We start from the raw sequence: 24,114 nt of genomic DNA on the forward strand, positions 1-24,114 counted from the left end.
ATCACGTGACCGGGAGATCCTGCCGGCGCCCGCGTCCCCCGCGGCGGCAGAAAACGGCTCGCTCCACCGCCCCTGGGGAACAAGCCGTCCAGAATCGTTCTATTGGCACCCTTGCGATACGAGCGCAAGCCCGCTATCGGCCCTGCAGCACGCCATGCACCAATTCCCGCTTCCGAAGCGGACTTTCAGCCTCAGTCTTAAGACCAATTCGCATGCAGATCGCGCTCTATCAGCCCGACATTCCGCAGAACACCGGAACGATTCTGCGCCTCTGCGCCTGCCTCGGGCTCGCGGCCCACATCATCGAGCCGGCGGGCTTTCCGGTGTCCGACCGCCAGTTCCGCCGCGCCGGCATGGACTATCTGGACCAGCTGAATTGGCGGCGGCACGATTCCTGGAGCGCGTTCGAGGCCTGGCGGTCCGGAGCGGGCCATCGCCTGCTGCTGCTGACGACCAGGGCCGCGACCTGCTATCTCGACGTCAGCTACCGGCCGGACGACATCCTGCTGCTCGGGCGCGAGAGCGCCGGCGTGCCGGACGGCGTGGCGGCAGCGGCCGATGCGCGGTTGCGGATTCCGCTCAAGCCCGGACTGCGCTCGCTGAACGTGGCGATGGCGGCGGCGATCGCCACCGGCGAGGCGCTGCGCCAGACCGGACAATTCGTCCAATTGCAGTCACAAGGAGCCGGAGCGTGAGCTACGCGGTGAAGGAAATCTTCATGACCCTGCAGGGCGAAGGCGCCCAGGCGGGCCGTGCCGCCGTGTTCTGCCGCTTCGCCGGCTGCAACCTGTGGAGCGGCCGCGAGGCCGACCGCGCAACCGCGACGTGCCGGTTCTGTGACACCGATTTCGTCGGCACCGACGGCACGCTAGGCGGCCGTTACGCCAATGCCGCCGACCTGGCCGCGGCCATCGCCGGGCAATGGACAGGCGGGGCGGCCGACCGCTATACGATCCTCACCGGCGGGGAGCCGCTGCTGCAGGTCGATGCCGACCTGATCGAAGCGCTCCACGCCCGCGGCTTCGCGGTCGGGGTCGAAACCAACGGTACGCTCATTCCGCCTGACGGGATCGACTGGATCTGCGTCAGCCCGAAGGCCGGCGCCGAGCTGAACCTGCGGCAGGGCCACGAGCTGAAGCTGGTCTATCCGCAGCAGGGAGCCGAGCCGGAGCGGTTCGACGGCCTCGCCTTCGAGCGCTTCTCGCTGCAGCCGATGGACGGGCCCGAGGCGGCAGCGAACACGGCGCGCGCCATCGATTACTGCCAGCATCATCCGCAATGGCGGCTCAGCCTGCAGACGCACAAGATGATCGGCATCAGATAGGACTGTGACTGACACGATGTGGGAATTGACCAAGTCGTTCACCTTCGAGGCCGCGCATACGCTGCCGATCACGACGCTCGGCGAAGCCAGCCAGGAGATCCACGGCCACTCCTTCCGCGCCGAGGTGACGTTGCGGGGCGATGCGACCAATCCCGAGACCGGCATGGTGGTGGATTTCGGCGTGCTGACGCAGCGCCTGGGCGAGATCCAGACCATGCTCGACCACAAGTTCCTGAACAAGATCGAGGCGATCGGGCTGCCGACGCTGGAGAACCTGTCGCGCTTCATCTATGAGCGCGTCCGCTCCATCGGCCATGTCACCAAGGTCAGCGTCCACCGCGACAGCTGCCGCGAGACCTGCACCTATTTCGGTCCGCAGGCCTGATCGATTGTGGTAGGACCGAACCGTAGCGACAACAGCGCTGTCACCTCCGGCTGTCATGGACTCTTGACGGCGGGGTGACCGCCAATGTGCCAGGGGGGAGCGTCCATGACCATCGCCGCCATCGAGGATCGCAAGGCCCGCGCCCGCGCCTGGTTCGAGAGCCTGCGCGACCAGATCTGCGCGGCGTTCGAGCGGCTCGAGGACGAGGCGCCGGCTGCGCTCTATCCGCGCGCACCGAGCCGGTTCGTGCGCACGCCGTGGGAGCGCACCGACCATGGCGGCGGGCATGGCGGCGGCGGCGTCATGAGCATGATGCACGGCCGGCTGTTCGAGAAGGTCGGCGTGCACTGCTCGACCGTGCATGGCGAGTTCGCCCCGGAATTCCGCAGCCAGATTCCCGGCGCCTCGGAAGACCCGCGGTTCTGGGCCTCCGGCATCTCGCTGATCGCGCATCTGTGGTCGCCGCACGTGCCGGCGGTGCACATGAACACGCGCTTCGTCGTCACGACAAAAGCCTGGTTCGGCGGCGGCGCCGATCTGACGCCGGTGCTGGACCGCCGCCGCACCCAGGAGGACCCTGACACGGTCGCCTTCCACGCCGCGATGAGAGGTGCCTGCGACGCGCACGCGGCTGTCGCCTCCTATGACAAGTACAAGCGCTGGTGCGACGAGTACTTCTACCTGCCCCACCGCAAGGAGCCGCGCGGCATCGGCGGCATCTTCTACGACCATCACGATTCCGGCGACTGGGAGGCCGACCTGGCCTTCACCCAGGACGTCGGCCGCGCCTTTCTCGCCATCTATCCCGAGCTGGTCCGGCGCAATTTTGCCGCCCCCTGGACCGAGGCGGACCGCGAGGAGCAGCTGATCCGGCGCGGCCGCTATGTGGAATTCAACCTGCTTTATGACCGCGGCACCACATTTGGGCTGAAAACCGGTGGCAATGTGGAGTCCATTCTGTCGTCGATGCCGCCTGAAGTGAAATGGCCCTGAAACCCTTGTTTGATTGACCCGTAAGCTCATTATGACCGCCGCCCTGCCCCGCGCCATGCTGATCGACATGGATGACACCATCCTGTCGGCCTATGGCCGTCCCGAGATCGCCTGGAACATCGTCGCCACCGAGTTCGCCGACGAACTCGCGCCGCATACGCCGCAGGCCGTGGCCGCCGCGATCCTGGCCTCGGCCCGCAGCTTCTGGTCGGTCGCGGGCGCGGAGTGGCGGATGAAGCTGATCCAGGCGCGGCAGGAGGTGGTGAAGGGCGGCTTCGCGGCGCTGACCAGCGCCGGCGCCGCCCTGCCGACCGAGCTCGCGATCCGCATCGCCGACCGCTTCACCGGCTATCGCGACGAGCAGATGTTCGTCTTCCCCGGGGCGCACGAGGCGATCGACGCATTCAAGGCGCGCGGCGTCAGGCTGGCGCTCGTCACCAACGGCGAGGCCGGGCAGCAGCGCGCCAAGATCGAGCGCTTCGCGCTGGCGCATCGCTTCGACCACATCCAGATCGAGGGCGAGCACGGCTTCGGCAAGCCCGAGGAGCGCGCCTATTGGCATGCGATGGAGCGGCTCGGCGTCGGCCCGGACGACACCTGGATGATCGGCGACAATCTCGAATGGGAGATCGTCGCGCCGCAGCGGCTCGGCATCTATTCGATCTGGATCGACGTCCATGGCGACGGCCTGCCCGAAGGCACCGACGTCAAGCCCGACCGCATCATCCGCTCGCTGACCGAGCTGGTGCCGGCCTGAGCGTTAGCCCGTCGTTCACCTTGACGGGACACGCGCCTTTAACCGCGCGCGCCGTTCGTGCCCTCCCCCGGTGACCTGCGGCCTGCCCGTAACCGAATCGAAATTCGCACAAGCGTCTATTCGCTGCGGGGCTTGGAGGGGAATAGGCGCCAGTCCTTGCGCGCCGCTTCGACCGATCGCAAGCCGGTTCGAGCAGCGTCGGTGTCATGGCTCTCAATCTGCCGCAGATCTCCCTGGGCGTGTCGATCAAGAACTCGCTCCTGACGTCCGTCTTCCTGCTGCTGGCGATCCTCGCCGGCGTGTCGGTCATGGCGACGATGCGGCTGTCGGCGCTGCAGGACGCGATCGAGAACATCAACCGCGACCGGCTGCCGAAGATTCACACCCTGGGTGATCTCAACGTCAGCATCGCCCACACCCATCTCGTCGCGATCCGCGCAGCCCTCTCCACCGCGGCCGAGCCACGCGCCGCGTCCGAGCAGGAGCTGAGACGCCGTACCACCGACGTCGATGCGAAGATCGCGCGCTTCCAGGACACGATCGGCACCGACGCGCCGTTGAAGATGGCGTTCGACGAGTTCGTCAACAAATGGGACCTGTACCAGAAGCAGCAGGCGGTGATGCTCGAGCCGGAGGTCGGGGCGAGCCGCGACCGCCTGGAGCATGTCGTCAACATCGAAACGCCGCCGGTCTTCCAGGCCGTGGTCGATGCAATCGGACACGGCATCAGGCTCGCCGACCATCGCGCCGACAGCGCGATCGAGAGCGCGACGCTGGATGCCCAGGTGTTTCGCCTGGTGCTGTGGTCGGTCAACGGCGTCAGCGTGCTGATCGGGCTGGCGACGCTGCTGTTCGTCGTCCACGATGTCTCGATGCCGATCTTCCGCATCACCCGCAGCATGGAGGCGATCGCCAGGGGCGAGCTGCAGACCGAGATTCCCTATGCCGGCCACAGCAACGAGCTCGGCATGATGGCGCGGGCGCTGGCCGTGTTCCGCAAGAGCCTGGTCGAGAACGAACGCCTGAACGCGGCGACACGAACCCTCTCGGAGCTCAGCGAATGGCTGCAGTCGGCCAAGTCCGAGAGCGAGCTCTACGGAATGATCTCGACCGTGCTCGGCGGACTGATGCCGGAATGCACGGGCGCGCTCTACATCTACGCCGACAGCCGCGACGTGCTCGAACTGGCCGCCGAATGGAACGGCACGCTGCCCACCCGGACCCTGCACCCCGACGATTGCTGGAGCCTGCGCCGCGGCCATGTCTACGTCCATGGCACGAGCGAGGTCGAATTCCGCTGCGACCACGTGCACCACGAGACCAATGAGAACTACTGCTGCATCCCGATCCTGGCCCATGGCGAGACCGTCGGACTGCTGCACGTCGCCTACAATTTCGACGACCGCGACACCGCGGCCGAGGCCAAGGCGCGCTTCGCCGATCGGGCTCGTCTCGCGCTCGCCTGCGCCGAGCACCTGTCGATTGCCATCGCCAACATGAAGCTGCGCGAAGGCCTGCGTGACCAGTCGCTACGCGATACGCTGACCGGGCTGAACAATCGCCGCTATCTGATCGAGACGGCACGCCGCGAACTGCTGCGCGCCGCGCGCAATCAGACGCCGCTGAGCGTGGTGACCTTGGACATCGACCACTTCAAGTCGTTCAACGACAATCACGGTCACGAAGCCGGCGACACCGTGCTGCGCCATGTCGGAGAGATCCTCAAGACCACGTTCCGCGGCGACGACGTGCCCTGCCGCCTCGGCGGCGAGGAGTTCGTCGTCATGCTGCCGAACTGCGGAATCGAGGAGGCCGCGCTGCGCGCGGAGGAGCTGCGCGCCCGCGTCGAGGCGCTCAACATCAGCTATGGCGAGGGCATGCTGCCGCGAGTGACGATCTCGGTCGGCGTCGCCGCCTATCCCGAGGCCGGCCTCGACCTGACGGAGATCCTGCGCGTCGCCGACGGCGCGCTGTACCGCGCCAAGCACAAGGGCCGCAACCGGGTCGAGCTCGCCTCCGGCGGCATGGTGCCGCCGCTCGACGAGGTGACGAACCGGGCCGTCGCCGCGCTCGATGCCATCGTGGCACGTGCGGAGACCGACACCATCACGCCATCCGATCGGGAGACGGGCCAGCAGGTGGCCTGACGCCGGAAAGCTACCCCGCCGGCAGCAGGTGTCGCAGCGCCGACGCGATCATCACGCCGCCGCCGGTGATGACGGCGGCATCGAGGATGGCCGCGTGGATGTGCACCGGCATGCGGGCGACGAAGGCCTTGGCAAGGAACGCGCCGGGCACCGCGACCGCGCCGATCAGCAGCGCGAAGGCCAGCACTTGCGCCGTGACGACGCCTGCCAAACCGAACACCGAGATCTTGATGACGCCCGTCGCGACCGAGATCATCGCGTCGGTGGCGATGACCGCGGCGCCTTCGAGGCCGGCGGCCATCAGCAGCGACAGCAGGATCACGCCGGAGCCGGAGGTGCCGCCGACCAGCACGCCATAACCGACCGCGCCGGCAGCAAGCCCGCCATTGCCGATCCTGACCTCGCGCTTGCGCAGGATCCGCCGCAGCGGAACGCTCATGATCAGCATCGTGCCGATCACGAAGGCCGCGCCGGCATTGGTCAGCCGGGTGTAGCCGTAGGCGCCGAGCGCCGTCGTGAGCGCGGCTGCCGCGATCACGATTCCGGCGCGGGTACGGTCGGCATGGCTGACATAGGCGACGACACGGCTGAGATTGGTGAGAATCGCCGAGATCGCGATGATCGGCACCACCGGCTCGGCCCCGACCATCGGCACCAGCACGAGCGGCATGAGGGCGCCCGTGCCGTAGCCGGCAAGACCGCCGATGATGGAAGCGAACAGAGCGACGGAAGCGACGAGCAGGAGTTGCAGCAGCGAAATGTCGGCAAAGCCTGCCAGAAAATTCATGAACGTCCGTCGCGGTTGACGCGCGCCGCCGCCTGGTCGGCGATCGCGTTCAGAGATGCCTCGTCGAGCGGAAAGTCCGCCGCGAGCCAGGCATCTTCTGCGAGGGTGAGCACATGACCAAGAAGCGGTCCCTCCGCAACCCCTCGCGCGATGAAATCGGCCGCCTTCAACGGCAATTTCGGCGGCGTGAAGCGCTGCGGCAACAGCGCACGCTCGCGCCAGCGCCGGTCGTCGCGATCGCGCGCCCGCGCCCAGCCGAGCATCAGCCGGTCGCGATAGACGGTCTCGCCGAGACGATACAGCAGACGCCGGACCCGCGCCTCGTCGGCGGAAGCGAACCGCCACCAGCGATGGCCCATGCCGTCGAGCGCCTTGGTCTCGGCATTGGAGAGCTTCAGTCTGACGCCGAGACGGCGCGCATCCTCGGTCACGGCGACCGCAAGCGCAGCGAGACGGCGGACCGCGTTCGGCGGCAGCTCCAGCTCGCGCTCGATGCCGATCATCGCGGCGAACGGACCGAGATAGGCGACACCGCCGAGGATCGCCGTCAGCAACCCGCCATCCGCCATCGCCGTGACCGCGCCGACCGCGCCGTCGGTGACGAGCAGCTTCAGCATCTCCATGCGCACGCGCTCGGCCGACAGGGAGGCGAACCCGGCACGGCCGGCGATGCAGGCCAGATAGCCGTCGCGATCAGGGGCGCCATGACCGAATGCCGAATGGATGCGGAAGAAGCGCAGGATGCGTAAGTAATCCTCGGCGATGCGCTGGGCGGGATCGCCGATGAAGCGCACGCGGCGCTGGGCGATGTCGGCGAGGCCGCCGACGTGATCATGCACCACGCCATCGGGCCCGACGGACAGCGCATTGATGGTGAAGTCGCGCCGGTGCGCGTCGCCGACCCAGTCGCGGCCGAACTCGACCTTGGCCTTGCGGCCGAAGGTCTCGGTGTCCTCGCGCAGGGTGGTGACCTCGAACGGATGCCCCTCGAGCACGAGGGTCACGGTGCCATGGTCGATGCCGGTCGGCACGCTCTTGATCGACGCCGCCTTGGCGCGCCGGAGCACCTCCGCCGGCAGCGCCGTGGTCGCGATGTCGATGTCGCCGATGGCGATGCCGAGCAGCGCATTGCGCACGGCGCCGCCGACCACCCGCGCCTCCTCGCCGTCGCAATTGAGCAGCGCAAGCACGCGCGCGGCGGGACCAGACGAGAGCCAGGGCGCGTGCAGCACCCGCGCGCCGGTCATTTCTCGACCCCTGGAACGAGCCTGCCGTTCTCGACATGAGCGGGGACGTAGGTCGAACGCGGCGGCGCGCCGGAGAATTCGGCGACCAGGACCAGACTTGCAATCACCAACACCAGCGCCGCCACCGTCAATTTTGTGATCAGATGAAAGGGCCAGCTGGCCGGCACCAACAGCCCCGATTTGGTCGCGAGCAAGAACAACACATAAACCGCAAAAGGAATGAGGAAAATTCCGATTTCCGTCAACACGCCACGGATCATGGCCGGCATATCCGTTCGTACAAGACCCGAAGGATGCCGGCTGTGGCGCCCCATATGTAGCGCTCGGCGAACGGCATCGCGTAATACGAGCGCTCCATGCCGCGAAACTCCTTGGAATGCAGCTGATGATTGGCGGGGTCCATCAGGAAGGCCAGCGGCACCTCGAAGGCGTCGTCGACCTCGCCCTCGTTGATCTTGAGCGTGAATCCGGGCCGCACCCGCGCCACCGTGGGCAGGATGCGGAAGCCGAAGGCGGTGCCGTAGACGTCGAGATAGCCGATCGGGTCGACGAAGCTGCGGTCGAGCCCGACCTCCTCCTCGGCCTCGCGCAGGGCGGCATCGAGCGGCGAGGCATCGGTGACGTCGATCTTGCCGCCGGGAAAGGCGATCTGTCCGGCATGGCTCGAGAGGTTCGGCGAGCGCTGGGTCAAAAGGACCGTCGGCTCGGGATGGTCGACCACCGGGATCAGCACTGCCGCGGGGCGGATCGGCTGCTCGCGGGAGATGATCTCGAGCATGCGGTCGGTGCCGGAATCTCCGCTGGCCGGAATGACATCGGGATCGAGCAGGGCCTGCGGAACGTCGAAGCCCAGCCGCGCGCGGCCCCGCGCGAAGAAATCCGCTGAATTGAGCACAGCGGCGGCCCCGTTCCTCACCATGGGCTGGTTCAAAGCGCCGCCCTCACCTCTTCTGCATCGGCCATGGGGAAGAACGCGCCGCCGGACCCCACGCCGAACATGACACGCCCATCGATCATCCGCTCCTCACCCATGTCAACAAGCTCGTAGTAGAGCGCCCGCGTCACCTTGGCCCAGAGATCGGCTCGCACATGCAGATAGGGCGTCAGGCCGCCGCTCTCGCCGGGCTCGAAGCGCAGGCGGTGCTCGGCATCGCACCCGACCCAGTCGTCGACATTGGTGCGGAAATGCAGCGACGGCCCGCGCGCATCGCTCTCCGTCCGCATTTCTACGGCCGTGAAGGGGACATCATCGACGCGGATGCCGACCTTCTCCACCGGCGTGACCAGGAAATAGCGATCACCCTCGCGCTTGAGGATCGTCGAGAACAGTCGCACCAGCGCCGGCCGACCGATTGGCGTGCCCATGTAGTACCAGCTACCATCACCGCCGATTCGCATGTCGAGATCGCCGCAGAATGGCGGATTCCACAAATGCACCGGCGGCAGTCCTCTTGCGGATGTGCCAGCCTGCGTTGCCGCCGACGTCAGCCGATCGAGTCCGTTGACGGTGCCGAGTGCGTTGTCGGTGGTCTGCCCTTGCTTCGCCATGGTTTGCCTTGAGTTTGCGTCCACCTTGGCACGATTGGTGCAAGATTCCATCGCCGTCGTCTGTGCAAAAGTTCCTGGCGGCCCTGCAGGTCATGTAAGGTCGCCATAACGTGATGCCGTCAATACCCCGTAATGCCGATAATATGGGGATAGTTTAACTCAACGAATACAGCGCCTTCGCATAGATTGGCATCCGCTTCCCCGGCAAACTGGAGCGGAACGTCCGTCCGAAAGTCGAAGACGCGGGGCAGAAGGAGCGACGGGAATGGCTGAGAGTGCCGAGAAGCTCGAGGATGCGATCGTCCGGTCGGCCGAACAGGTCTCCGGCCAGATCCGAGCGGCAAAGGATGCGATCTCCAGCGTCATCTTCGGCCAGGACCGCGTGGTGGAAAACACGCTGGTGACCATCCTGTCCGGCGGCCACGCGCTGCTGATCGGCGTCCCCGGCCTTGCCAAGACCAAGCTGGTCGAGACCCTGGGCGTCACGCTCGGCCTCGATGCCAAGCGCATCCAGTTCACGCCCGACCTGATGCCGTCGGACATCCTCGGCGCCGAGGTGCTCGACGAGAGTGCCGGCGGCAAGCGCTCGTTCCGCTTCATCGCCGGCCCGGTGTTCGCGCAACTCCTGATGGCGGACGAGATCAACCGCGCCAGCCCGCGCACGCAGTCGGCGTTGCTGCAAGCCATGCAGGAGCAGCACATCACGGTTGCAGGCGCCCGCCATGACCTGCCCAAGCCCTTCCACGTCCTCGCGACCCAGAATCCGCTGGAGCAGGAAGGAACCTATCCGCTGCCCGAGGCTCAGCTCGACCGCTTCCTGATGGAGATCGACGTCGACTATCCCGATCGTGACGCCGAGCGCCGCATCCTGTTCGAGACCACCGGCGCCGAGGAGAGTGCCGCCAAGGGCGCGATGACGGCGGACGCACTGATTGCGGCGCAGCGGCTGGTGCGGCGGCTGCCGGTCGGCGATTCCGTCGTCGAGGCGATCCTGTCGCTGGTCCGCTCGGCGCGTCCCGGTCCGGAGGCCGGCGAGGCCGGCAAGCTGATCGCCTGGGGCCCCGGTCCGCGCGCCAGCCAATCGCTGATGCTCGCGGTGCGCGCGCGCGCGCTGCTCGACGGCCGCCTCGCGCCCTCGATCGACGACGTGCTCGATCTCGCCGAGCCCGTGCTGAAGCACCGCATGGCGCTGACCTTCCCGGCGCGCGCCGAGGGACGCACCATTCCGGACGTGATCCGGCAACTGAAGAGCCGGATTGGCTGATGGCCGCAGCGACAGGGCACGCCGACAAGGAGATTCTCGCGATACGGCGTGCCGATGGCGAAAGCCGAACGCTCGCGGCGTCACTGCCGCGGCTGGTGCTGGAAGCGCGCCAGATCGCCGCCAATGTGATCCACGGCCTGCATGGACGGCGGCGTGCCGGCTCCGGCGAAAGCTTCTGGCAATATCGCCGCTTCGTTTCCGGCGAGCCGTCGCAGCGCGTCGACTGGCGCCGCTCCGCGCGCGACGATCATCTCTATGTCCGCGAGCAGGAATGGGAGGCGGCGCACACGGTGTGGATCTGGCCGGACCGCTCGCCCTCGATGGCCTTCGCGTCGAAGGGCGCGCGCGACAGCAAGCTCGAGCGCGCCCTGATCGTGACCTTCGCCCTGGCCGAACTGCTGGTCGCCGGCGGCGAGCGCGTCGGTATTCCCGGCCTGATCAATCCGACCGCGAGCCGCAACGTGATCGACCGCATCGCGCAAGCGATGCTGCACGATGAGACGGTCAGGCCGAGCCTGCCGCCGTCCTTCGTCCCCTCGGCGCTCGCCGAGATCGTCGTGCTGTCGGACTTCTGGTCGCCGATCTCGGAGATCAGCACCATGCTGGCCGGCCTGTCCGCATCGGGCGCACACGGCACGATGGTCCAGGTGGTCGATCCCGCCGAGGAGACCTTCCCCTATTCCGGCCGCGTCGAGTTCGTCGAGCCGGAAGGCGGCGAGGTGATCACCGCCGGCCGCGCCGAGAGCTGGGCGCAGGACTACGTCGCCCGCGTGGCGCTGCATCGCGACCAGATCCGCGCCGAGACCGGCAGGCTCGACTGGCTGTTCACCACCCACACCACCAGCCGCTCGGCCGCCGAGCTGCTGCTGTTCCTGCACGCCGGCATGACGACCGCGAAGGTCGGCGCGCGCGGCGGCGTCAAAGTGGGCGCTGGCCCCGGAGGGCTCGGCGCATGATGGGCCTGCCGCTGTCGTTCGCCGAACCGCTGCTGCTGACCGGCCTCGTCAGCCTGCCGGTGCTGTGGTGGCTGCTGCGGGTGATGCCGCCGCGGCCGCGCCGGATCGAGTTTCCGCCGACCCGCCTCCTGTTCGACATCACGCCCAAGGAAGAGACACCGTCGCGCTCGCCCTGGTGGCTGACCCTGCTGCGGCTGATCGCGGCGGCGCTGGTGATCTTCGCCGCGGCCGGTCCGATCTGGAATCCGCGCACCGAGGCCGTCGGCAGCAAGGCGCCGCTGGTGCTGCTGCTCGACGACAGCTGGAGCGCGGCCGCAAGCTGGGACACCCGCATCAGGGCCGCCGACGAGATCATCGCCAATGCCGATGCCGACCGCCGCGGCGTCGCGCTGCTGCCGCTGTCGGAGCCCGCGCGTGACCTCACCTTGATGGCGGCCGGCGCGGCGCGCGTCGCGCTGCGCCAGATCACGCCCAAGGCCTACACGACCGAGCGCGCCGATGCGCTGCCGCAGCTCGATCGCTTCCTGAAGGCGACCGGCGATGCCGAGATCATGTGGTTCTCCGACGGCGTCGATCCCGGCCGCGGCAGCGAGTTCGTGACGGGTCTCGCCAAGACCATCGGCGACCGCAGCCTGACGGTGTTCGAAGGCGGCACGCCCTCGCCGCTGGCGCTCGCCGGTGCTGAGAACGCCGCCGCCAAGATGACGGTGAAGGTGCTGCGCGCCGATCTCTCCGTTCCCGGTGGCATCGTCCGCGCGCTCGATGCCAAGGGCTCGCCGCTCGGCGAGGCACAATTCAGCTTCGCCGCCGGCGCGCACGACGCCGAGGCGAGCTTCGACCTGCCCGTCGAGCTGCGCAACGACATCACCCGGCTGGAGATTGCGGGCGAGCGCTCGGCCGGAGCCGTGCAGTTGCTCGACAAGCGCTGGCGCCGCCGCGCCGTCGGCATCGTCTCCGGCGCCACCAGCGACACCGCGCAGCCGCTGCTCGCCCCGACCTTCTACCTCACCCGCGCGCTGTCGCCGTTCGCCGATCTCCGGCTCGGCGACCGCGGTGCGCCGCAGCAGGTCATCACGCAATTCCTCGACCAGAAGGTGCCGATGATCGTGATGGCCGATGTCGGCACGCTGTCTCCGGAGCTGCGCGACCGGCTCAATGGCTGGATCGAGAACGGCGGCGTGCTGGTCCGTTTCGCCGGACCGCGCCTCGCGCAAGGCGACGACGATCTCGTGCCGGTCAAGCTGCGCCGCGGCGGCCGCACGCTCGGCGGCAGCCTGACCTGGGAGAAGCCGCAGCATCTGGCAGCGTTTGCTGCCGACGGCCCGTTCGCCGGCATCACTGTCCCGAGGGACGTCACCGTCAACCGCCAGGTCCTCGCCGAGCCCGACGCCGTGCTGGCGACCAAGAGCTGGGCATCGCTGGAGGACGGCACGCCGCTCGTCACCGGCGAGCATCGCGGCAAAGGCGTGATCGCGCTGTTCCACGTCAGCGCGGACATGCGCTGGTCCGATCTGCCGATGTCCGGCGCGATGGTCGAGATGCTCCGCCGCATCGTCGACATGTCCGGCTACACCTCGACGCCGGGACCGGGTCCCGCTGGCGAGACCGCCAAGGCCACGCTGGCACCGCTGCACATCCTCGACGGCTTCGGCGCCTTCGGACCGCCGCCTTCGACCGCCAAGCCGCTGCCGGCCGATTTCAACGACCGGGCTTCGCTGGATCATCCGCCCGGATTCTATGGCCCAGCCGAGGGACCCACCGCAGTGAACACGCTGAGCCCCGCCGATCGCATTCTTCAGCTCGACACGTCGGCGCTGCGCGCCAACCGCGCCAGCTACACCACCGCCGAGCCGCGCGATCTCCGGGGCATCCTGCTGTCGACCGCACTGCTGCTGTTCCTGATCGACGCGGTCATCGTCGCTCTCCTCGGCGGCGCGCTGGCCTCGCTCGCACGGCGGCGACGCGCGGCACCCGCGTCCATCGCGCTTGCGGTGCTTGCAACCGGCGCCCTGCTCGCCGTCGCAATGCCGACCACCGCGCGCGCCGATGCGGCAAGCGATGATTTCGCGATGCGCGCGGTGTCGCAGACGCGGCTTGCCTATGTCGTGACCGGCAATGCCGACGTCGATTCCATCGTCAAGGCCGGGCTGACCGGACTGACCTTGTTCCTGGCGCAGCGAACGGCGCTCGAAGCCGGCGATCCCGTCGGCGTCGATCCCGCCCATGACGAGCTTGCCTTCTTCCCGCTGATCTACTGGCCGATCGTGCCGGGCGTGCCGAAGCCGCCGCAGGACGCGATCAACAAGATCGATGCCTACATGAAGCAGGGCGGCACAGTGATCTTCGATACCCGCGACGCGGTCGAGGCGCCCCCCGGCGAGAACGGCGCGCAGCAGACCCCGGGCATGCAGTCGCTGCGCGAGATCCTGTCGTCGCTCGATGTGCCCGAGCTCGAGCCGGTGCCGCGCGAGCACGTGCTGACCAAGACGTTCTACCTGCTGCGCGACTTCCCCGGCCGCTTCACCACAGGACAGACCTGGGTCGAGGCGCTGCCGAAGGACGAGGACGAGGACAGCGCCTCGCGCCCGGCGCGCGGCGGCGACGGTGTCTCGCCGATCATCATCACCTCCAACGATCTGGCCGGTGCCTGGGCCATCCGCCCCGACGGCCAGGCCATGCTGCCGATGGTTCCGGGCGAGCCGCGGCAGCGCGAATTCGCCTTCCGCGCCGGCGTCAACATCGTGATGTACACGCTGACCGGCAACTACAAGGCTGATCAGGTGCACGCACCGGCGCTGATCGAACGGCTCGGGCAATGATGCCAGTTATGCGCGTTGATCGCGCCAAAACCTCCACCATCATGCCCGGGCTTGTCCCGCCTGCGCGGCCGAAGCCGCTTCGGCGCGGCGAAGGCCCGGGCATCCACGTCCAACCTTTCATGCGGCTCGACGTGGATGGCCGGGACAAGCCCGGCCATGACGAAGCCAGCGAGTTTGCCTCATGAACTACGGCATCGCGTTCACACCTCTGGTCCCGCCGATCGTGCTGTGGCTCGCGATCGGCGCGATCGTCGTCATCGCGGCGCTGCTGTTGCTCGGCCGCTCGCGTTCGGCCTGGATCCGCGTCACCGCGCTGGCCTTGATCGCGCTCGCGCTGGCCAATCCGCAGTTCACGCGCGAGGACCGCGAGCCGCTGAGCTCGGTCGCCGCCGTCGTGGTCGACAAGAGCCCGAGCCAGAATTTCGGTGACCGCAACAAGCAGACCCAGGCGGCCCAGGAGTCGCTGGTCGACAGCCTGAAGAAGATCAAGGGCCTCGAGGTCCGCGTGGTCGATGCCGGCCAGGCGGACGGCGAGACCGACGGCACGCATCTGTTCAGCGCGCTGACATCGGCCCTGTCGGACGTCCCCGTCGATCGGGTCGCGGGCGCCTTCATGATCACTGATGGCCGCGTGCACGACATTCCCGGCAACCTCGCCGCGCTCGGCTTCCAGGCTCCGCTGCAGGCCCTGATCACGGGCCAGAAGGCCGAGCGTGACCGCCGCGTCGCGATCACCGCGGCCCCTCGTTTCGGCATCGTCGGCCAGCCCCAGACCATCAGCTTCCGGCTCGATGATCAGGGCATCGCGGGCGCCAGCGCGAAGGTCGTGATCCGCCGCGACGGCGAGGTCATCAGCGAGCGCACCTTGACCAGCGGCCAGGCTGCCAATGTCGACGTCGACGTCAAGCACGAAGGTCAGAACATCGTCGAGATCGAAGCCTCGCCGCTCGACAACGAGCTGACCCTCGTCAACAACCGCGCGGTGGTCTCGATCGATGGCGTCCGCGACAAGCTGCGCGTGCTGCTGGTGTCGGGCGAGCCGCATTCGGGCGAGCGTACCTGGCGCAACCTGTTGAAGTCAGACGCCAGCATCGATCTCGTCCACTTCACGATCCTCCGGCCACCGGAGAAGCAGGACGGCACCCCGATCAACGAGCTGTCGCTGATCGCGTTTCCGACCCGCGAGCTGTTTCAGCAGAAGATCAACGAATTCCAGCTGATCATCTTCGACCGCTATGCCCGCCAGGGCGTGCTGCCGGTCGCCTATTTCGACAACATCGCGCGCTACGTGCGCAATGGCGGCGCGGTGCTGGTCTCGGCCGGCCCGGACTACGCCTCCAACACCAGCATCTGGCGCACACCGCTCGACTCGGTGCTGCCCGCCGAGCCGGTCGGCGTCACCGAGAAGCCGTTCTATGCGCATCTGTCCGACGCCGGCAAACGGCATCCGGTGACGCGCGGCCTCGAAGGCTCGGGCTCCGAACCGCCGCGCTGGAGCCGCTTCTTCCGCACCGTCGAGACGCGCAATGCGGTCAGCCCGCCGGTGATGACCGGCGCCGACGGCAAGCCGCTCTTGCTGCTGTCGCGCTTCGGCGCCGGCCGCGTCGCGCTGCTGCTATCCGACCACATCTGGCTGTGGGCGCGCGGCTACGAGGGCGGCGGTCCGCATCTCGACCTGCTCCGACGCACGTCGCACTGGCTGATGCAGCAGCCTGACCTGGATGAGGAGGCGCTGCGACTCCAGATCCAGGGCAAGGATCTCGCCGTCATCCGCCAGACCATGGGCGACACCGTGCCGCCGGTCACCGTGACTTCGCCGTCCGGCCAGACGCGTGAGCTGACGTTGAGCCAGGGCGATCCCGGCGAATGGCGCGCGACCTTGCCGGCCAACGAGCTCGGCCTGTGGCAGGCCACGGACGGCACCTTGAAGGCGCTCATCAATGTCGGCCCGACCAATCCGAAGGAATTCTCCGAGGTCACTTCGACCACCGAGACGCTGAAGCCGCTGGCACAGGCCACCGGCGGCGACGCCCGCCGCATCGCCGACGGATCCGGCATCGACATGCCGCGCATCGTCCCCGTCAGGTCATCGACGCTGTTCAGCGGCGACGGCTGGATGGGCGTGCGGATGCGCGACGCCAGCGTCGTCAAGGGCGTCGGCGTGCTGCCGATGTTCGCCGGCGTGATCGGCCTGTTGCTGCTGCTCGGCGCGCTCGCCGCCACCTGGGTGCGCGAGGGTCGCTGACACAACGACACGAGCACGCGCCACCGCCTCGTGCGACGTGGCGCGAAGGGCACAGCGACGGGGATTCCACCCGCCGTCGCAGTGCGCTGATTGACAGGTGTGAAGCCCCCTTGCGATGTTACATTGTAACAACGGCTGATCATCCTCCCAGCCGAACGGGGTGGCCTATTCACATGAGGCCGATTTACATGAGCCAGAGCTGGCGATGAGCTGGTTTCGCGCGAACATCAAGGATGTCTCGCGGCTGGCGCTGTTTGCGCTGGTGCTGCAATTCGCGCTCGCGTTCGGCCACGTTCATTGGCTCTCCGCGCAGGCGCTGGGCGGCGGCCGTCTCACGACGGCGCAGGCCCATACCGGCTCCTCTCCCGCAAGCCAGGACCCCGACCAGCAGCCATCCGCTGACGGCTGCGCCATCTGCGCCGTCATGGCGATGGCGCAGTCGATCCTGCTGTCACCGGCGCCCGTTCTGACGCCTCCTGAAGCGGTCGCATTCCGGCTGCCCGATGCGATCACCGCCACTGTCGCGGCCGTCGTCGTCGACACCGCCTTCCAGCCGCGCGCTCCTCCCACCGCCTGATCTGAGCCGCTCGAAACGCTGCCCCGCTGCGCGAGCGCACGGCGGCCGCGTGCAGGAATGGGTCCGTCGCAACCCGACGGCAGGCGCATCCCGCCAGCAACGAAAGACGTGGGACGCCTGATCAGGATCAGGAATTGAAAGATGTTGTCGAGAGCCTTGATGTCGGGCTGCAGCGCCGCAGCCATGTTGTGCGTTTTGAGTGCGCCCGCGCGCGCTGACGATCCGGCGAAGCCGGCGGCCGAACTGCCCGAGGTCACAGTGACCGCACCGAGCCCGATCCGTGCCCGCAAGCCGGTGGTGCCGCGGCCCAATCCCACCGCGCGCGTGGCGCGCAGCGGCCCACGCACGCCGGCGCCCGCGCGCGAGGCACAGACCGCGCCGCCCCCGCCGCAGCAGGGCGTGACGCCCATCATCACCGACCAGTTCGCGACCGTCACGGTGGTGCCGAACGAGGAGCTGCGCCGCTCCGGCGCGGCAACGCTCGGCGATCTCCTGAATTCCAAGCCGGGCATCACCGGCTCGAGCTTCGCGCCGGGCGCATCGAGCCGGCCGATCATCCGCGGCCTCGACGTCAACCGCGTCGGCATCGTCGAGAACGGCATCGGCGGCGGCGGTGCGTCCGATCTCGGCGAAGATCATTTCGTGCCGATCGATCCGCTCACCAGCGACCAGATCGAGGTCGTCCGCGGCCCCGCGGCGCTGCGCTACGGCTCGACCTCGATCGGCGGCGTCGTGAGCGCCACCAACAACCGCATTCCCAATGCGGTGCCGACCTGTTCGACAGCGCCGTTCCAAACCTATGGCCTGCCGGCGAGCGCGCCGGCCGTGGGCAGCGCGCCTTGCGTCACCGCGGAAACGCGCACCTCGTTCAGCTCGGTCGACCGCGGCGTCGAGGGCGGCGTGCTGCTCGATGCCGGCGGCGGCAATTTCGCTGTCCATGCCGATGCCTACGGCCGCAAGACCGGCGACTACTCCATTCCCGGCTACCCCTATCTGTTCGACCAGACCCGCCCGGTGAACGGCCGGCAGCCGAACTCCGCCGTGCAGAACGATGGCGCCTCGCTCGGCGGCAGCTACTTCTTCTCAGGCGGCTTCGTCGGCGCTGCGATCACGCAGACCGATGCGCTCTACCATATCCCCGGCATCGACGGCGCCGACAGCCGGACCCGGATCGACGCGCACCAGACCAAGATCACCGCCAAGGGCGAGTACCGCCCGGACTCCGCGGCGATCGATGCCATCCGCTTCTGGGCCGGTGCGACCGACTATCGGCACAACGAGATCGGTCTCGCCGATGTCACCGATCCGACCACCGACGGCGTGCGGCAGACCTTCACCAATCGCGAGCAGGAAGCGCGCGTCGAGATGCAGATGATGCCAGTCAATCTGCGCTTCGCGACGCTCACGACCGCCTACGGCGTGCAGGCCGGACACCAGGAGCTGAATGCGCCGAGCCCCGACAATCCCGGCTCGGTGTTCAACGGACTGTTCGGCCCCAACACCAACAACCGCGTCGCCGGCTACGTCTTCAACGAGTTCGCCTTCACACCGGCGACCAAGGCGCAGGTCGCAGCCCGCATCGAGCACGTCTCATTGAACGGCTCCACGCCGAACTTCCCGGTCGACTATCTGCCGGACGGCACGCCACAGGCCAACATCGCCCGCAATCCGTCGTACACGCCGAAGAGCGCCAGCGTCGGCCTGTTGCAGAACCTGCCGGGCGATCTCGTGGCGAGCGTCACCGCGCAATATGTCGAGCGCGCGCCGAAGCCAGCCGAGTTGTTCTCGCGCGGCGGCCATGATGCGACCGCAACCTTCGACATCGGCAATCCGAACCTGACCATCGAGACGGCCAAAACCGTCGAGGCCGGACTGCGCAAGGCCACCGGCCCTTTCCGCTTCGAGGCCACCGCCTACTACACGCAGTTCAGCAACTTCATCTATCGGCGGCTGACCGGCGTGATGTGCGGCGACGATTTTGCCTCCTGCGGCACCACCGGCACCGAGCTGAACCAGGCGGTCTACTCGCAGCGCAACGCGCTGTTCCGCGGCTTCGAGTTCCAGAGCCAGTTCGATGTCGCTTCGCTCGGCACCGGCATCTGGGGCATCGAGAACCAGCTCGACGTCGTCCGCGCCACCTTCGCGGACGGCACCAATGTGCCGCGGATTCCGCCGATGCGCGTCGGCGGCGGCCTGTTCTGGCGCGATGCCAACTGGCTGACCCGCATCAATCTGCTGCACGCCTTCGCGCAGAACGATATCGCGCCGATCGCGGAGACGCCGACGCCAGGCTACAACCTGCTCAAGGCCGAGGTCAGCTACCGGACCAAGCTCAACCCGAACATGTTCGGCGCGCGCGAGATGCTGGTCGGCCTCGTCGGCAACAATCTGCTCAACGAGAAGATCCGCAACTCGGTCTCCTACACCAAGGACGAGGTGCTGCTGCCCGGCATCGGCGTGCGGATCTTTGCCAATCTGAAGTTCTGATTGCGAATTCGGTGGGGCGTGGAGGAAAGCAACCTGCGCTCCCCCTCGTCATTGCGAGGACCGAAGCGACGAAGCAATCCAGATTTCCGTCGGGAGTCTGGGTTGCGTCGCTTCGCTCGCAATGACGGAAAACGTCAGCGCGCGTAATCCCAATCGGGCCGGATCGCGCCCTCGACGCCCTCGAACGCGCCCTCGATCAGCTCGTTCACCAGCAGCCGGTTGTAGTCCACCGGTCCCGGCATGATCGCCCTGCCCTTCGGCACCGGCTTGAAGCCGACGCGCGTGTAGTAGGCCGCGTCCCCCACCAGCAGTATCAAGCGGTGGCCCTGCGCCCGCGCGTCCGCGACCGAACGCTCCATCAGCATGCGGCCGATGCCGTGCTTGCGGAACGGCGGCTCGACCGTCAGCGGCCCGAGCATCAGCGCCTTGGTGTCGCCGACGCAGATCGGCAGTTGCCGCACCGAGCCGACCAGCAAAGTGCCGATATGAGCGGTGAACGACAATGCGAGCAGATGATCGACATGCTCGCGTAAGCGGTAGGCGCTCAGCACGAAGCGGCCGGGGCCGAAGGTGCGCTCATGCAGCCGCTCGATCGCCTGCGCGTCGCCCGGCTTTTCGGCGGAGATCGTAATGGACAGGTCACTCATGTGGGGTGGCGAGATAGCATTCTGGAGCGGCGCGGTCCATGGGCGGGCCGTCCACGTGTTGACAGCATTCTCCCGCTCCGGGGGGCACCGATGCTAATTTTCTGAGCATTCGCGCGGCATGACCGAAGATTGTGCTAAGATGTCAAGTTTCCGGAGCTGCCCTCGCTTAACCTGTCCCAGGTCATGAGCGTTGTGGTCGCCGTCGCGGCCGCTTGGACCGCTCTCACGAGCAGCAGGTCGAAGATGACGGGTGCGTTCAGGTCGCGCCATCGCGGCGAAACTCATGTGTTCGATGATCTCAAGACGCTGCTGGCCTGCGCCTCGCCGCGCCGGTCCGGCGATGAGCTGGCTGGCATCGCAGCCGACAGTGCCGCGCGGCGGGTTGCGGCGCGGATGGCGCTCGCCGACGTGCCGCTGCGGCGTTTCCTCGACGAGCCGCTGATTCCCTATGAGAGCGACGAGGTCACGCGCCTCATCCTCGACAGCCACGATGCCGCCGCATTCGCGCCCGTCGCATCGCTGACCGTCGGCGAATTGCGCGAATGGCTGATGTCCTGGGAGGCGGATGCCGGCCGGCTGGCCGCCCTCGCGCCGGGACTGACGCCGGAGATGGTGGCCGCGGTCTCCAAGCTCTGCGGCAATGGCGATCTCGTCGCCGTCGCCGCCAAATGCCGGGTCGTGACCCGCTTCCGCTCCACGATCGGCCTGGAGGGGCGGCTGTCGTCGCGGCTGCAGCCGAACGATCCGACCGACGATCCCCAGGCGATCGCCGCCGGCACGCTCGACGGCCTGCTGTTCGGCATGGGCGATGCCGTGATCGGCATCAATCCCGCGACCGACAATGTCGAGGCCTGCATCCGCCTGCTCACGATGCTCGATGATCTCAGGCTCAAATTCGAGGTGCCGACGCAGTCCTGCGTGCTGAGCCACGTCACGACCTCGATCCAGGCGATCGAGAAAGGCGCGCCGCTCGATCTCGTCTTCCAGTCGATCGCCGGCACCGAGGCGGCCAATGCCGGCTTCGGTGTGACCCTGAAGCTGCTGGCCGAGGCCCAGGACGCAGCCTTGTCGCTGAAGCGCGGCACGGTCGGCAACAACGTCATGTATTTCGAGACCGGCCAAGGCGCGGCCCTGTCCGCCGATGCGCATCACGGCCTCGATCAGCAGACCGTCGAGGCCCGCGCCTATGCCGTCGCGCGCGCCTTCTCGCCACTGCTGGTCAACACCGTCGTCGGCTTCATCGGTCCTGAATATCTCTACGACGCGAAGGAGATCATCCGCGCCGGCCTCGAGGATCATTTCTGCGCCAAGCTGCTCGGCGTGCCGATGGGCTGCGATGTCTGCTACACCAACCATGCCGAAGCCGATCAGGACGACATGGACGACCTGGCGCTGCTGCTTGCGGCGGCGAACGTCAACTTCCTGATCGCGGTGCCCGGCGCCGACGACATCATGCTCAACTATCAGAGCCTGTCGCATCACGACGTGATGCGGCTGCGGCATCTGCTCGGCCGCCGCCCGGCGCCGGAGTTCGAGGCGTGGCTAGCGCGGATGGGTCTCCTCGACCACAGCGGCCGCGTGCCGCCATTGCCGGGCAGCGCGCCTTCCGTAGCCCGGCTGATCGGCCAGGGGGCGCGGGCATGAGGGACGATCCGTTCGACCTGCTGCGCAGGATGACGCGTGCCCGCGTCGCGCTCGGCCGCGCCGGCGACGGGCTTCCGACGGCGGCGAAGCTGGAATTCCAGATGGCGCATGCGCGCGCGCGCGATGCCGTATGGGGCAAGGTCGATTTCGACGGCATCGCCGGCGCGCTCGCGCCGCGCGAGGTGATCAAGGTCGCGAGCGCAGCGCCGGACCGCGCCAGCTATCTGCGCCGGCCAGATCTTGGCCGCCGTCTCGCCACGGGCGAAGCGTCGCGGCTGCCATCAGGCCCATACGATCTCGTCTTCATCATTGCTGACGGGCTGTCGGCGGATGCGGTCGAAAGCCATGCCGCCGCTGTCGTGATCGCCACCGAGGCTCGTCTGACGGGCCTGTCCATCGGACCGATCGTGCTGGCTTCGCAGGCGCGCGTGGCGCTGGGTGACGATGTCGGTGCCGCGATGCGCGCCCGGCTCGTGGCGGTCCTGATCGGCGAGCGTCCGGGTCTGTCGGCCGCGGATTCCCTCGGTGTGTATCTGACGCTGCACCCGGCCCCAGGCCTGCGCGACAGCGCCCGCAACTGCATGTCCAACATTCACGGCCACGGGCTCTCCGCCGAGCGCGCCGCCGACAAGCTGGCCTGGCTGGTGCGCGAGGCGCTGCGGATCGGCGTCACCGGCATCGGCCTCAAGGAGGCGGCGCCGGACGCCGCGATCGCGACGACACAACCAACAACACAAATCACCCATCACAAGCCGACAGGAGCGAATGGACATGAGTGACGAGGCCAAGCCGACGCTTTCGAAGAGCCTGACCGGACTCCATCTGTGGGGCATCGCGGTCGGGCTGGTGATCTCCGGCGAATATTTCGGCTGGAGCTACGGCTGGGACAAGGCCGGCACGCTCGGCTTCCTCATCACCACGATCTTCATCGCGGTGATGTATACGACCTTCATCTTCTCCTTCACCGAGCTCACCACCGCAATCCCCCATGCCGGCGGTCCGTTTGCCTATTCCTACCGAGCCTTCGGCCCGCTCGGCGGCTTCGTCGCCGGCTTCGCGACGCTGATCGAGTTCGTGTTCGCACCGCCTGCCATCGCGCTCGCCATCGGCGCCTATCTCAACGTCCAGTTTCCGGCGCTGTCGCCAAAGACCGCCGCGCTCGGCGCCTATCTGGTGTTCATGGCCCTCAACATCGCAGGCGTATCGATCGCCGCAACATTCGAGCTGTTCGTCACCGTGCTGGCGATCGCCGAGCTCCTGGTGTTCATGGGCGTCGTGTCGCCCGGCTTCTCCTTCGCCAATTTCGCCGCCAACGGCTGGGCCGGCGAGAATTCATTCTCGCTGGCGAGCATCGGCGGCATCGTCGCCGCGATCCCGTTCGCGATCTGGTTCTTCCTGGCGATCGAAGGCGCCGCCATGGCCGCGGAAGAGACCAAGAATCCGACCAAGACGATTCCGCTCGCCTACATCGCGGGGATTCTGACGCTCGTCGTGCTCGCCTTCGGCACCATGATCATGGCCGGCGGCGTCGGCGACTGGTCGAAGCTCGCCAACATCAATGATCCGCTGCCGCAGGCGATGAAGATCGTGGTCGGCGAGAACTCCGGCTGGCTGCACATGCTGGTGTGGATCGGCCTGTTCGGGCTGATCGCCTCGTTCCACGGCATCATCATGGGCTACTCGCGGCAGATCTTCGCGCTGTCGCGCGCCGGTTTCCTGCCGGCCAAGCTCGCCGCGCTGCATCCGACCTGCCGCACGCCGCATTGGGCCATCCTTGCCGGCGGCGTGATCGGCATCGCCGCGATCTACTCCGACGAGCTGATTCAGTTCGCCGGACAGACGCTGACGGCGAACATCGTGACGATGAGCGTATTCGGCGCGCTCGTGATGTACATCATGAGCATGGCCGCTCTCTTCCGCCTGCGGGCCACCGAGCCCCATCTCATCAGGCCGTTCAAGGCGCCAATCTATCCCGTGCTTCCGGCCGTGGCGCTGGTCTGTGCGACGCTCTCGCTGCTCACGATGATTTGGTTCAATCTGCAGGTGTTCGCGGCCTTCGTGGTGCTGTTCGCGGCCGGCCTGCTGCTCTATCGTCTGACCGCCGGCAAGCGCAGCATGGCGGCGAACGACAGCCTGCTCGACATCGCCTTGACCGAAGCCCGCGCCATGGCCGACTGATCCGGCCGGATCGCGACAGTCTCGATCGAGGGCCCTCCGCGCCATGTGCTTGCGCGGAGGGGTCATGAATGGCCGCTCCGGCAGGCACGTGACTTGCATAACTACGAGG

General features: G+C 67.7%; 21 protein-coding genes. 15 read left to right on the forward strand and 6 right to left on the reverse strand.

Annotated features, from left to right (window positions below; all coding sequences use genetic code 11):
• Window positions 1-212 precede the first annotated feature (212 nt).
• The 6 genes from ACQR1H_RS17235 (at window position 213) to ACQR1H_RS17260 (ending at window position 5,606) form a co-directional block, all read left to right on the forward strand.
• Entirely contained in the window at window positions 213-695 is a 483-nt protein-coding gene (locus ACQR1H_RS17235; RefSeq protein WP_316178147.1) for a tRNA (cytidine(34)-2'-O)-methyltransferase, read from the forward strand.
• The gene (queE, locus tag ACQR1H_RS17240) at window positions 692-1,324 is read left to right on the forward strand and encodes a 7-carboxy-7-deazaguanine synthase (RefSeq protein WP_315802781.1); all 633 of its coding nucleotides are present in this window, start codon (window positions 692-694) and stop codon (window positions 1,322-1,324) included. The genes ACQR1H_RS17235 and queE overlap by 4 nt, the downstream gene beginning before the upstream one ends.
• 16 nt (window positions 1,325-1,340) lie before the next feature.
• Window positions 1,341-1,709 (forward strand): 6-pyruvoyl trahydropterin synthase family protein, encoded by a 369-nt coding sequence (locus tag ACQR1H_RS17245; protein WP_434907995.1) that lies wholly within the window; start codon window positions 1,341-1,343, stop codon window positions 1,707-1,709.
• A gap of 105 nt (window positions 1,710-1,814) precedes the next feature.
• Window positions 1,815-2,702, forward strand: coding sequence for an oxygen-dependent coproporphyrinogen oxidase (gene hemF, locus ACQR1H_RS17250; RefSeq protein WP_434907902.1), 888 nt, complete (start codon window positions 1,815-1,817; stop codon window positions 2,700-2,702).
• Between the two features lie 31 nt (window positions 2,703-2,733).
• Window positions 2,734-3,459, forward strand: coding sequence for an HAD family hydrolase (locus ACQR1H_RS17255; RefSeq protein ID WP_434890988.1), 726 nt, complete (start codon window positions 2,734-2,736; stop codon window positions 3,457-3,459).
• 206 nt (window positions 3,460-3,665) lie between these two features.
• Window positions 3,666-5,606, forward strand: coding sequence for a diguanylate cyclase (locus ACQR1H_RS17260; RefSeq protein WP_434907903.1), 1,941 nt, complete (start codon window positions 3,666-3,668; stop codon window positions 5,604-5,606).
• Window positions 5,607-5,616: 10 nt separating this feature from the next.
• Here ACQR1H_RS17260 and ACQR1H_RS17265 read toward each other — a convergent pair whose 3' ends face one another.
• The 5 genes from ACQR1H_RS17265 to ACQR1H_RS17285 are packed head-to-tail and all read right to left on the reverse strand — an operon-like array spanning window position 5,617 to window position 9,188.
• Complete coding sequence (locus tag ACQR1H_RS17265) at window positions 5,617-6,393, reverse strand: TSUP family transporter (RefSeq protein ID WP_434894219.1); 777 nt, start codon at window positions 6,391-6,393, stop codon at window positions 5,617-5,619.
• Window positions 6,390-7,640, reverse strand: coding sequence for a CCA tRNA nucleotidyltransferase (locus tag ACQR1H_RS17270; protein WP_434887425.1), 1,251 nt, complete (start codon window positions 7,638-7,640; stop codon window positions 6,390-6,392). The genes ACQR1H_RS17265 and ACQR1H_RS17270 overlap by 4 nt, the downstream gene beginning before the upstream one ends.
• Complete coding sequence (locus tag ACQR1H_RS17275; protein ID WP_434887424.1) at window positions 7,637-7,900, reverse strand: DUF6111 family protein; 264 nt, start codon at window positions 7,898-7,900, stop codon at window positions 7,637-7,639. Before ACQR1H_RS17275 ends, ACQR1H_RS17270 begins: the two co-directional genes overlap by 4 nt.
• Window positions 7,897-8,559 (reverse strand): CoA pyrophosphatase, encoded by a 663-nt coding sequence (locus ACQR1H_RS17280; RefSeq protein ID WP_434887423.1) that lies wholly within the window; start codon window positions 8,557-8,559, stop codon window positions 7,897-7,899. The genes ACQR1H_RS17275 and ACQR1H_RS17280 overlap by 4 nt, the downstream gene beginning before the upstream one ends.
• Window positions 8,560-8,567: 8 nt before the next feature.
• A complete protein-coding gene (locus ACQR1H_RS17285) occupies window positions 8,568-9,188 on the reverse strand; it encodes a DUF1285 domain-containing protein (protein WP_434887422.1) in 621 nt (206 codons plus the stop codon).
• Between the two features lie 265 nt (window positions 9,189-9,453).
• Here ACQR1H_RS17285 and ACQR1H_RS17290 point away from each other — a divergent pair, with 265 nt between their 5' ends.
• From ACQR1H_RS17290 to ACQR1H_RS17315, 6 genes are all read left to right on the forward strand, one after another.
• The gene (locus tag ACQR1H_RS17290) at window positions 9,454-10,452 is read left to right on the forward strand and encodes an AAA family ATPase (RefSeq protein ID WP_315802772.1); all 999 of its coding nucleotides are present in this window, start codon (window positions 9,454-9,456) and stop codon (window positions 10,450-10,452) included.
• Window positions 10,452-11,408 carry a DUF58 domain-containing protein gene (locus ACQR1H_RS17295; RefSeq protein WP_434887421.1) on the forward strand — a complete coding sequence of 319 codons (957 nt, stop codon included), beginning with the start codon at window positions 10,452-10,454 and terminating at the stop codon, window positions 11,406-11,408. Before ACQR1H_RS17290 ends, ACQR1H_RS17295 begins: the two co-directional genes overlap by 1 nt.
• Window positions 11,405-14,227, forward strand: a complete 2,823-nt coding sequence (locus tag ACQR1H_RS17300) for a DUF4159 domain-containing protein (RefSeq protein ID WP_316217334.1) — start codon at window positions 11,405-11,407, stop codon at window positions 14,225-14,227. Before ACQR1H_RS17295 ends, ACQR1H_RS17300 begins: the two co-directional genes overlap by 4 nt.
• 181 nt (window positions 14,228-14,408) lie before the next feature.
• Window positions 14,409-16,472 carry a hypothetical protein gene (locus ACQR1H_RS17305; RefSeq protein ID WP_316238219.1) on the forward strand — a complete coding sequence of 688 codons (2,064 nt, stop codon included), beginning with the start codon at window positions 14,409-14,411 and terminating at the stop codon, window positions 16,470-16,472.
• A gap of 205 nt (window positions 16,473-16,677) precedes the next feature.
• Entirely contained in the window at window positions 16,678-17,049 is a 372-nt protein-coding gene (locus ACQR1H_RS17310) for a DUF2946 family protein (protein ID WP_315802768.1), read from the forward strand.
• A 159-nt stretch (window positions 17,050-17,208) separates the two neighbouring features.
• Complete coding sequence (locus tag ACQR1H_RS17315; RefSeq protein ID WP_434907996.1) at window positions 17,209-19,536, forward strand: TonB-dependent receptor domain-containing protein; 2,328 nt, start codon at window positions 17,209-17,211, stop codon at window positions 19,534-19,536.
• A gap of 134 nt (window positions 19,537-19,670) precedes the next feature.
• On the opposite strand, the gene ACQR1H_RS17320 is transcribed toward ACQR1H_RS17315, so the two are convergent.
• Window positions 19,671-20,183, reverse strand: a complete 513-nt coding sequence (locus tag ACQR1H_RS17320) for a GNAT family N-acetyltransferase (protein WP_315802767.1) — start codon at window positions 20,181-20,183, stop codon at window positions 19,671-19,673.
• A 243-nt stretch (window positions 20,184-20,426) separates the two neighbouring features.
• On the opposite strand from ACQR1H_RS17320, the gene ACQR1H_RS17325 reads away from it, so the two are divergent.
• The 3 genes from ACQR1H_RS17325 to eat are packed head-to-tail and all read left to right on the forward strand — an operon-like array spanning window position 20,427 to window position 24,005.
• Window positions 20,427-21,827 (forward strand): ethanolamine ammonia-lyase subunit EutB, encoded by a 1,401-nt coding sequence (locus ACQR1H_RS17325; protein ID WP_316178110.1) that lies wholly within the window; start codon window positions 20,427-20,429, stop codon window positions 21,825-21,827.
• On the forward strand, window positions 21,824-22,606 hold the full coding sequence (eutC, locus tag ACQR1H_RS17330) for an ethanolamine ammonia-lyase subunit EutC (RefSeq protein WP_315802765.1): 783 nt from the start codon (window positions 21,824-21,826) through the stop codon (window positions 22,604-22,606). Before ACQR1H_RS17325 ends, eutC begins: the two co-directional genes overlap by 4 nt.
• Window positions 22,599-24,005, forward strand: coding sequence for an ethanolamine permease (eat, locus tag ACQR1H_RS17335; protein WP_315802764.1), 1,407 nt, complete (start codon window positions 22,599-22,601; stop codon window positions 24,003-24,005). Before eutC ends, eat begins: the two co-directional genes overlap by 8 nt.
• The last annotated feature ends 109 nt before the right edge of the window (window positions 24,006-24,114 follow it).

Source organism: Bradyrhizobium sp. HKCCYLRH2015 (assembly GCF_051168215.1).
Taxonomy (GTDB): Bacteria; Pseudomonadota; Alphaproteobacteria; order Rhizobiales; family Xanthobacteraceae; genus Bradyrhizobium.